Origin of the sequence: Nguyenibacter vanlangensis, from assembly GCF_013376155.1 — a bacterium.
GTDB lineage: Bacteria > Pseudomonadota > Alphaproteobacteria > Acetobacterales > Acetobacteraceae > Gluconacetobacter > Gluconacetobacter vanlangensis.
The window spans coordinates 1-8,472 of the sequence record NZ_JABXXP010000083.1; the positions used below are offsets into that span (position 1 = coordinate 1).

Here is an 8,472-nt window from a genome sequence, read left to right on the forward strand (position 1 = left end):
GCCCCGACAGGCCGATGGCGCGGACGGCGGCGAAGGCCTGCGGCGCATCGGCGCGCAGTTGCGCCATCACCGCGCGGGCGGCGGCGATCCAGCTTTCGGGATCCTGTTCGCTGATGCCGGGGCGCGGCTGGAGCACCTGCGACGCGGCGGTGGCGGCAGCCAGGACCGTCTGGCCGTCATCGACGAGAATGGCCTTGGTGGCGGTGGTTCCGAGATCGAGTCCCAGATAGATCATGAGCCGGGTCCTTGCAGGCGGGGAGCGAGGCCGCCGTGATGCAGGCGGGCCTGGGATTCTGGATCCGGGACCGTAGCGGCTGCGGCGATATGCGCCGAGGGGGGCGCGGACATGTGATCGCGCCGGCTTGACCGGGCGCGGCGCGCGGGTCATTTCTGATCCGAACCAAGAGGAAAGACGCGATGCCCCCTGCCCCGCAATGGATCGGTTTCGCCCTGCTGGCGCTGGGCATGGCGCTGACGCCCGGACCGAACATGGTCTATCTGATTTCGCGTTCAATCTCGCAGGGGGCGAAGGCGGGGCTGGTCTCGCTGGGGGGTGTCGCGCTGGGGTTCGTCATCTACATGCTGTGCGCGGTCCTGGGGCTGACGGCGCTGCTGCTGGCGGTGCCGTTCGCCTATGACACGGTGCGGCTGGCGGGGGCGGGCTATCTGGCCTATCTGGCGTGGCAGGCGCTGCGGCCGGGCGGGCGGTCGCCGTTCCAGGTGCGGACGCTGCCGCGGGACAGCGCGCGGCGGCTGTTCACCATGGGGTTGGTGACCAATCTGCTGAATCCGAAGATCGCGATCATGTATCTGTCGCTGCTGCCGCAATTCATCAGCCGGGCGCCGCACGGGAGCATGCGGGGCGATATCCTGAGCCAGTCGCTGATCCTGGGCGGGACGCAGATCGCGCTGAGCGTGGCGGTGAACGCGGTGATCGCGGTGATGGCCGGCACGATCGCAACCTTTCTGAACCGGCGCCCCGCCTGGCTGCGGCTGCAACGCTGGGTGATGGGCACGGTCCTGGCCGGGCTGGCGGTGCGGATGGCGACGCAGAACCGCCCGGCTTAGGCGCGGCAGGACGGTCGGGGCGTCCAAGACACCAGGGCGGGACCGGCGAGAATGCTGCGGCATGTCGGGCTGGAGGGGAATTATACCTGGGTCAATTCGACCGCGCGCATCCGCCGGGAGAAGTTGCATCCCTGCCCTCGGCCTCGGACAACGATTTCAACGCGGCGCTGCATGACGAGGATGGGCGCCTGAGCGTGCGGGCGGCCAGCAAAGGTCCAGCGGCAGCCGGCCCATCCGGGGCGCCCCGGTCGTGGTGACAGGATCGGGGCGGCCATCGTCCTGACGGCGCAAGCCGCAATGACATTAACAATAATTTAATAATCTGCGCCAGAAAACCTTGCGCCGTTCAGAACGTAGAAAGATTTGAAATTTCGTAACGAAATGAGGTCAGACAGCGAATTTTACGCGCGAGGACAAGTCTCGTCCTATCGGTCTTCTGCGATTCGACATCTTATGTGTCTATTTTTAAATATTCGGGAATGGGTTTATGGCGTCGTGCGCGGTGGTTTTGAAGTCCTATATGTGGAATGACTTCATTTCCAGACAATTGAATCGGCTTCTCTCCGGTTCCGGTACTCTCGATGTGTATCTTTCGATTGACGAAACGGCGGGCTCGGCGGGGCCCGTGCCCTATGACAAGGTGCTGAGGACGAATCAGGGCGAGATGCTGGAACTCGGCCTGGCCGACCGATATGAGAAAGGCAGCCTGCTGTGGTGGAATGCCGACTATACGCACTATCAGGTTCTGAACGTCATACCCGATTATGATTATTATCTGTTTGTGGAGTATGACGCATGCATATTGGGCAGCATCGCGGAATTCGCGAACGCGGCCATCCTGTCGGGCGTCGAGACCGTCTTTCATCCGCGGGACGACCTGGACGGCTGGTGGTGGACGCGATTCCATAAAAACCTCTATTCAAGCGAGGAATTTCGTGGCGCGTTGAATTGCGTCCTGATGCATTCCAACCGGGCGTTGCGCTATCTCTGGCAGCGGCGGCGCGAGATGTCCCGGCGGACGGACATCGATTTCTGGCCGCTGAGCGAAACCTTCGTGCCGACCGAACTGCATCGCGGCGGCTTTGCCACGGCGCCGCTTTCCCGGTTCGGCGACCTGAGCCGGTATCACTGGTTTCCGCCGATCCTGGAAGACGATCTTGATATGCTTGGCGTGCAGGAGCCTGCCTTCGTGCATCCGGTCCGCGACAAGGCGGGCTATATTGCCAGCCTGCTGGCGAACACGCATGCGGTGAAGGATTATTTTCTGCCCGGCAGTCCCATGCGGCAGGCATTGGCGCGGTTCCCGGGGGAGGTCACTCGCGGGCGCCTTTACCGTGCCGCGCTGGCACGCGGCAGAACGGCCCTGCGGGAGCGCTTGGGCGCGCCGTGACCTGGCCGCCCTGTCTTGCCCGAATCATCTTTGCCCGATCCTATCCGCCGAATCCTATTTGCCCGGTCATATTTGTGACCAGTTCCGACGGGCGGGGGCGGGGGACCCGAGGACGCCGCGGTGATCCAGCATCCTTGCGACCCGCTGGCCGAACCGCGCGCTGGGATCCGCGATCGTCACGTGGAACAGCCAGCCCAGGGCGATGGAGAGGGGCGGAACGACGGCGAGGAGGACGGGCAACGGCACGGCCTGCAACAGGCTGACGATCGCCAGAATCAGCGGCACATGGACGAGATACAGGCTGTAGGAGATGCGCCCCAGGAAACGGAGCGATGGACGCAGCAAGATGCGCTCGGTCATGCCGGGCGACAGGGATGCGGTGATCACCATGACCGATCCGAACGCGACCATGGTTTCCTGCAGGGCATGGATCTGCGACCAATGTCCCTGAAAGATGAACAGGCCGCCGAGCAGCAATGCCAGCCGCCCGCGGGCGGACAATGTCGTCAGGGCATTGCGGATCGGCTGAAGGTAGAAGCCGATCAGCGATCCCATCACGAAGAAGCAGGCATAGTACGCCGTCCACTGGATTTCATAACCGAGCTTGTCGGTCGTGCGATATTCCATGCTCGACAGCAGAGCGCCGTGCGCGCCGAAGCCGCCGCCGACACAGAACTGAAGGAAGACGACAAAGGCCGCCAGACCCGCGAGGACCGCGATGGCCCCCCGCGCCCGGTAGCGCGCGATCGGCAGGATCAGGAACGGAAACAGGAGCGAGACCCGCATTTCCCAGATCAGGGAGTGGATGGCGCCGTTCACGCTGTTGCGGTGGCCATACATCAGGGCATGGTCCACGAGCGTCCACAGGGTGAGCGGATGCGACCAGTTCATCCTGGTGACCCATTCGCTGGCGCCCGGCACGCCGGCCCACCGCCTGAAGACGAGGTTCAGCACCGCGGCGCCCAGGATCGCCGCGCAATACGGAAAATAGATGCGAGCGACGCGCTTGATGACGAATGTACGGTAGGCCGGCACCCGGCGTTCGGCCCAGGGAAGGGCCAGGACAAGGCCGCTGAGGACGTAGAAGAGCGTCACGGCCTCGTAACCGCTCCAGACGATGCGGACCGGCGTGTAGAAAAGAATATATTGCCCCAGCGTATGAGCCGGGGTCTGCCAGGTGGAGAAGAAAAAATCGCAAAAGGCGGGTTGCGTCAGAAAGCAATGGTGGATCACCACGATCAGCGCGGCGAGGCCACGTACGGAGTCAAGCGCCGCCAGGCGCGCCGGCGTACCCCGGTTGATGGCGGCGATTTCGTCGCCTGTGCCGCCATCGGCGATTTCGGTGTTCTTCAAGGCACCTGTTTCTCCGGTCACGAGCATATGAGGGATTATATGAGGGGTTATTGATTGTTCCTGCCATCAGCTCCATGCATCCACGTTCTCTTGCAGGGGCTGCCGGGAGGTCGGTTTCGGCGGGCGGCGCACGGCGTCGACGATCAAGCCGCCGACATCCTTCTGCCATAGCCACAACCCGTTCGCCTGGCCGCGGAAGCTCGGCTCTCCGCCCAGAGCGCCGCGCGGAACGAAGCCGGCGGACAGGCCGATGCCGAAGAGATTGGGCAGGGCGGTACCGGCCCCGTCCAGGACGCGGCATTGTCCGTCGACGAGCGGCTGCTGCGGCCCGGTCTGGGACAGGAGACGAACGGGTGTGCCGTCCATGTCCATGACCGGCAGGGCGCGCGGCCGGTAGCCGAAGGCGGCGACGACTATATCGGCCCGATCCAGTATGCCCAGGGCATGGGGGTCGAGGGCCTGGGAGTCAAGGGTCTGGGGGTCGGCGGATCGCTGCAGGCAGTGCAGTGCCAGCCTTGGTTCCGGCGCGCGGCCGCCGATGCCGCGGGCCTGCATGATCAGTTCGCGTGAATCGAGTCGAAAACCGGCGAAACGAAAAACCTTGCCGCTGATGCCGCAAATATCGTCTTCGTCGAATTCGGTGTAGCCCTCGGCCAGGGCGCTTTGGGCATCCGGGTAGTAGATGCGCAACGGGCGGCGATGCAGCAGCGTGATGCCGCCTGCCTTGAAGCGCACCGTGGGCATGCGGTTCAGCAATGCGTGGCAGACCGCGGCGGCGCTGGTCGATCCGCCGACAACGGCGACGCGCGGGTCGTCCAGGCCGGACAGGCGATCCGCCATGCGCTGCAGGCCGCCGAGGCCGAGCACGTCGCCGGACTGTACCAGACGGTCGCCGCACAGATCCACGAGCGTGGCGCCGCCGACCCGTTCGGCCGCGAGGCGCTCTTCCGGCTGATGGCCGCCGGTGGCCAGTACCACGTTTCGGGCATGCAGCACGCGCTGGTTGCCGTGTTCGTCCCGGACCGTCACGCGCCAGCCGTCCCGATCGCGGCGCACGTGACAAGCCGTGTGACGTGTCAGGACCGCGCAGCCCGCGTCATCGCGGACCATCGCCTCCAGCGCCGCTCCGACCAGGGCCAGGAAGCGTCCGGCATCGCGCAGCGGCACCGCCCCGTCCCCGGCCGCGGCGAGGCTTTTCGCAAGCGGATGATCGTATAGAGCCGTCAGGGGCGTCGGGACGGGGCTGCGCAGGCAATCGACGAAGGTGGCGCCGCTGCTGTCGGAATTGATGGCGTAGTGACCGATCGTTCCCGCGCCCAGCGCGCCGGACCGTTCGACGATCGCCACCCCTGCGGACAGAAGATCATCGAGTTGCCCGGCATGATGGGCCGCCAGGAGCGGCGCGATTCCGGCCGGGCCGCCGCCGATGATCACGAGCTGGAAGCGTCGTTCCTCGTAGAGAAAATCGGGCATGACGACCGCCATTTTCCGTCCGGTTATCTGCGTTCAGTTATTATGTTCGGTTAATCGGCATGTCTTCGAAACCGGACGCGCGGCCGTTCAATTGAATTCCTGCTGGCAACTGCGCCTGAATTCGTCACATACGAATTGAATCGTGTCGGACGTCATCCGGTGGCCGAGCGGCAAGGACACGACGCCCGATGCGATGCGGTCGGTGACCGGCAGAGACGTCGTTTCGGCCCTGGGGACGAAATATTTCTGTTCGGCGAGATGGGGCGAGAAATATGTCGCGATGCCGATGTGGCTGTCCTTCATGCGGGCAAGCACCTGGTCCCGGCGGGACGCGCCGCGCTCGGGCAGGAGTACCGGCATGAACTGATAGGCCGAGCGCCGGCCGAGAACCGTCTGGAACGTGAAATCCGGCAGGCAGTCCCGGTACATCTGCGCCAGCTCGTCCTTTTTCCGGCTGATGGCTTCCAGCCTTTTCAGCCCGTCCAGTCCGAGGAGGGCGCTGATCTCGGGCATTTTTGAATTGATCCCGTCAATCGTGGCGTGGCGCGGACGCTCGAAGCCGAAATTGCCCATGGCGCGAAGCTGCTGGATCATCCCGGCATCGTCGCTGTAGATGAAGCCGCCTTCTCCGACGCCCAGCGCCTTGGTGGCGTGAAGAGAAAAGACGATCGGGAAGGGAAACCCGGTGCCGAACCCGTGCCCGGCCAGATTCAAACTGCCCAGGGACGATGCCGCGTCCACGACGGTGGGAATGCCGTACGATTCGTAAAAATCGATGTAGCGCCCGAGATCGATGGCGTTTCCAAACGCGGCGTAGGGAAAGATCGCCGCGATTTTCGAAGCCTGGGAGGCCAGGATCTGCGCCTCCGACTCGGCGCTCATGGTCCAGCTATGCGGATCGATATCGGCGAAGAGCGGTGTGAAGCCCGCCCATATGACCGCATGGGCCGCGGCGGCGAAGGTAAAGGACGGCATGAGAACATATGGTTTTTGAGACCGGTCGACATGCCGCGTTACATATTTGAGGGCGATCATCAAACCGATGGTCGCATTGCATACGGTCACGCAGCTTCCGACACCGCCGAACACAGTCGAAATAAGCGCGGATTCAAATTTCGTATTCATGGGACCGTAGTTACTATAGATCCCGGATTCTTCTATTTCATTGATTTCCCGCAAAAGACCGCTGAGCTGAGCTACGTTGGTTTCTAAAAATGGAACCTGCCCCACGCGCATTGAATCAATCCCTTCAATACAGATCCTATATGTGGATAAAAATTCGATCTGCTTGGATTTGTTTGAATTATGAAAACTTCAGACAACACGTAGCTTGAAACTGGAATAGTATTATCTTGCACGTCTCAATCGTCAATTTCAATATTTTTTAGCCCCCCATATTTACAGTCATTTTGTTCTATTTTTTGGTCATATTGTATCATGGTTAAAAATATATTTTCATAATTCCGTGAAGCCCGGGTGGCGATTCCATTGCTTTCGCTGGCGGTTCGTCCGACCCGAGGGGCGGACCGGGTGGAGGCGTGGTGCATGCGGAGTGCTTTCTCCGTTCAATGCACCTAATCATGGCAGGAAGTGGACGGCGGGAGGTTCCGGGGAAAAAGACGAAAGAATCGGCATTGCCGCATCCGCGGCGAGACTGCGGGCGCGGTGCGCGCGGCCGATCCGGGCCGGCCGGCGCACAGGAAGATTTACCACCTGGAAACTTTTCCGATGTTTGGCGTTATTGAAATTTTTATAGCGAAGCGGAAATGTCTCCATGCATGTTTGAAAATTACGGACATGATCAATATTGTCCTGAGTTCTGACCCTCTTGTTTCGAACGTGAGACAGGACGTCAGCATGAAATAATTCCTGAACATTTTCATGCCGCAGGGTGGATGCCGCCATGACATGCGTCTATGACCCGGCGGAAGACCTGATCATGTCGTGCAAACCCTTCGAGGCGTAAATGTCGTCCGCCCAGTTGAAAGCCATTCCCGTCGCGCACCCGTCTTTCCAGGATCGGGATTTCCGGAATCAGAATCTTCAGCCATATTATGCGCGCCTTCCGACCACCGAATTCGGTACGTTCTGGTATGGGGGGCGCCTGTCCGCGCTCGAACATGCCTGTGCCGCGTCGTTCGTCTTTCGCGGCTATACGCTGACCCTGTTTTCATATCAGCCGGTCGAGAACGTGCCGGACGGCGTCACGGTCGCGAATGCGGCGGATGTGCTGCCGGAGGAGATGACGCGACGGTTCCTGCATAATGGCCGGCCCGCCCTGGGTCATTTCTCCGACCTGTTTCGTTACGTGATGATCCGGCAATATGGCATGGCCTGGGTCGATCTGGACGTCCTTATGCTGTCGAACCGGATTGCGTATACCCTGCCCGACATCGTCGCGCGCGAGGAGCAGGGCGGCATCAATGGCGCGATTCTTTATCTGCGCGACGCCGCCATGCTGCAATCGCTGATCGCCGGCGCGGAAGCCATGGCCGATCGCAATCTGCGCTGGGGCGAAACCGGGCCCTTGCTGCTGGGCAAGCTGGCGAAGGCCTATCCCGAGACGCTGCGCCCGGCCGCGGCTCATATTTTCTATCCGATCGAGCATTACGACATCCAGAAAGTCCTTCTGCCGGAATGGCGCGACGCATGCGCCGCGAAATGCGGGCAGGCCATCACGCTGCATCTGTTCAACAATATTCTGACGGGCATGGGATATTGGAAAGACATGGCGCCCCCGGAGGGGAGTTTTCTGTACGAGGCGCTGGCCGCCGACGGGGCGCTGGGCTTGTTCCGCGACATCTATCCCGTCACTGTCATGCGGAACATGGTGAGGAATTACCAGTTCGGCCTAAACGGTGCCGCTCTGGGCATCAGAAGCATCGTCAGGCAGGCTTTTCCGAGCGTGCTGCGGACCTATCGGCATTATTATCCGCGGTGAGAGCGGCGCGCCGCAAGGAGGGAACGGCGGCGATGTCCGCGAAGCCGGTCAGGGCGCGGCGGCGATACCAGGCGGTCCAGAGGGTGAGGCCGATGATGCTGCCATAGGACAGGAGCGGCGCGACCAGCAGATATGCGCGGACGCCGAGCGCGAAGACCAGGGCGACGCCGGCCAGGGCGTCGGCGAGCAGGCCGGCGCCCCAGACCAGGGACATGCGCAGCATGACGCGGCGGATCGCGGGATGGTC

At 62.3% G+C, this 8,472-nt stretch carries 9 protein-coding genes; 3 read left to right on the plus strand and 6 right to left on the minus strand.

What is annotated here, in order from left to right; translation table 11 throughout:
• A partial coding sequence (locus HUK84_RS06790; RefSeq protein WP_246285483.1) for an FGGY family carbohydrate kinase occupies positions 1 to 235 on the minus strand: 235 nt, incomplete at its 3' end.
• 182 nt (positions 236 to 417) lie between these two features.
• On the opposite strand from HUK84_RS06790, the gene HUK84_RS06795 reads away from it, so the two are divergent.
• The gene (locus tag HUK84_RS06795) at positions 418 to 1,068 is read left to right on the plus strand and encodes a LysE family translocator (protein ID WP_176639607.1); all 651 of its coding nucleotides are present in this window, start codon (positions 418 to 420) and stop codon (positions 1,066 to 1,068) included.
• Between the two features lie 583 nt (positions 1,069 to 1,651).
• Entirely contained in the window at positions 1,652 to 2,458 is an 807-nt protein-coding gene (locus HUK84_RS06800) for a hypothetical protein (RefSeq protein ID WP_317135246.1), read from the plus strand.
• A gap of 66 nt (positions 2,459 to 2,524) precedes the next feature.
• On the opposite strand, the gene HUK84_RS06805 is transcribed toward HUK84_RS06800, so the two are convergent.
• The 4 genes from HUK84_RS06805 to HUK84_RS06820 all read right to left on the minus strand — a co-directional run bounded on the left by HUK84_RS06805 (position 2,525) and on the right by HUK84_RS06820 (position 7,189).
• Positions 2,525 to 3,811 (minus strand): acyltransferase family protein, encoded by a 1,287-nt coding sequence (locus HUK84_RS06805; protein WP_176639608.1) that lies wholly within the window; start codon positions 3,809 to 3,811, stop codon positions 2,525 to 2,527.
• A gap of 66 nt (positions 3,812 to 3,877) precedes the next feature.
• Positions 3,878 to 5,284, minus strand: coding sequence for an FAD-dependent oxidoreductase (locus HUK84_RS06810; RefSeq protein ID WP_218064257.1), 1,407 nt, complete (start codon positions 5,282 to 5,284; stop codon positions 3,878 to 3,880).
• An 87-nt stretch (positions 5,285 to 5,371) separates the two neighbouring features.
• Positions 5,372 to 6,520, minus strand: a complete 1,149-nt coding sequence (locus HUK84_RS06815; RefSeq protein WP_176639610.1) for a DegT/DnrJ/EryC1/StrS family aminotransferase — start codon at positions 6,518 to 6,520, stop codon at positions 5,372 to 5,374.
• Between the two features lie 342 nt (positions 6,521 to 6,862).
• Positions 6,863 to 7,189 carry a hypothetical protein gene (locus HUK84_RS06820; protein WP_176639611.1) on the minus strand — a complete coding sequence of 109 codons (327 nt, stop codon included), beginning with the start codon at positions 7,187 to 7,189 and terminating at the stop codon, positions 6,863 to 6,865.
• A 61-nt stretch (positions 7,190 to 7,250) separates the two neighbouring features.
• Here HUK84_RS06820 and HUK84_RS23130 point away from each other — a divergent pair, with 61 nt between their 5' ends.
• Positions 7,251 to 8,225 carry a hypothetical protein gene (locus HUK84_RS23130; RefSeq protein ID WP_246285485.1) on the plus strand — a complete coding sequence of 325 codons (975 nt, stop codon included), beginning with the start codon at positions 7,251 to 7,253 and terminating at the stop codon, positions 8,223 to 8,225.
• On the opposite strand, the gene HUK84_RS06830 is transcribed toward HUK84_RS23130, so the two are convergent.
• On the minus strand, positions 8,170 to 8,472 hold a 303-nt coding region (locus tag HUK84_RS06830), incomplete at its 5' end, for a DUF3159 domain-containing protein (protein WP_218064258.1). The genes HUK84_RS23130 and HUK84_RS06830 overlap by 56 nt on opposite strands.

Excerpts from the sequence above, each read along its gene's own strand:
- HUK84_RS06795 (WP_176639607.1), top strand. The coding sequence starts at position 418 with ATGCCCCCTGCCCCGCAATGGATCGGTTTCGCCCTGCTGGCGCTGGGC.
- HUK84_RS06810 (WP_218064257.1), bottom strand. The coding sequence starts at position 5,284 with ATGCCCGATTTTCTCTACGAGGAACGACGCTTCCAGCTCGTGATCATC.
- HUK84_RS06815 (WP_176639610.1), bottom strand. The coding sequence starts at position 6,520 with ATGCGCGTGGGGCAGGTTCCATTTTTAGAAACCAACGTAGCTCAGCTC.
- HUK84_RS06820 (WP_176639611.1), bottom strand. The coding sequence starts at position 7,189 with ATGGCGGCATCCACCCTGCGGCATGAAAATGTTCAGGAATTATTTCAT.
- HUK84_RS23130 (WP_246285485.1), top strand. The coding sequence starts at position 7,251 with ATGTCGTCCGCCCAGTTGAAAGCCATTCCCGTCGCGCACCCGTCTTTC.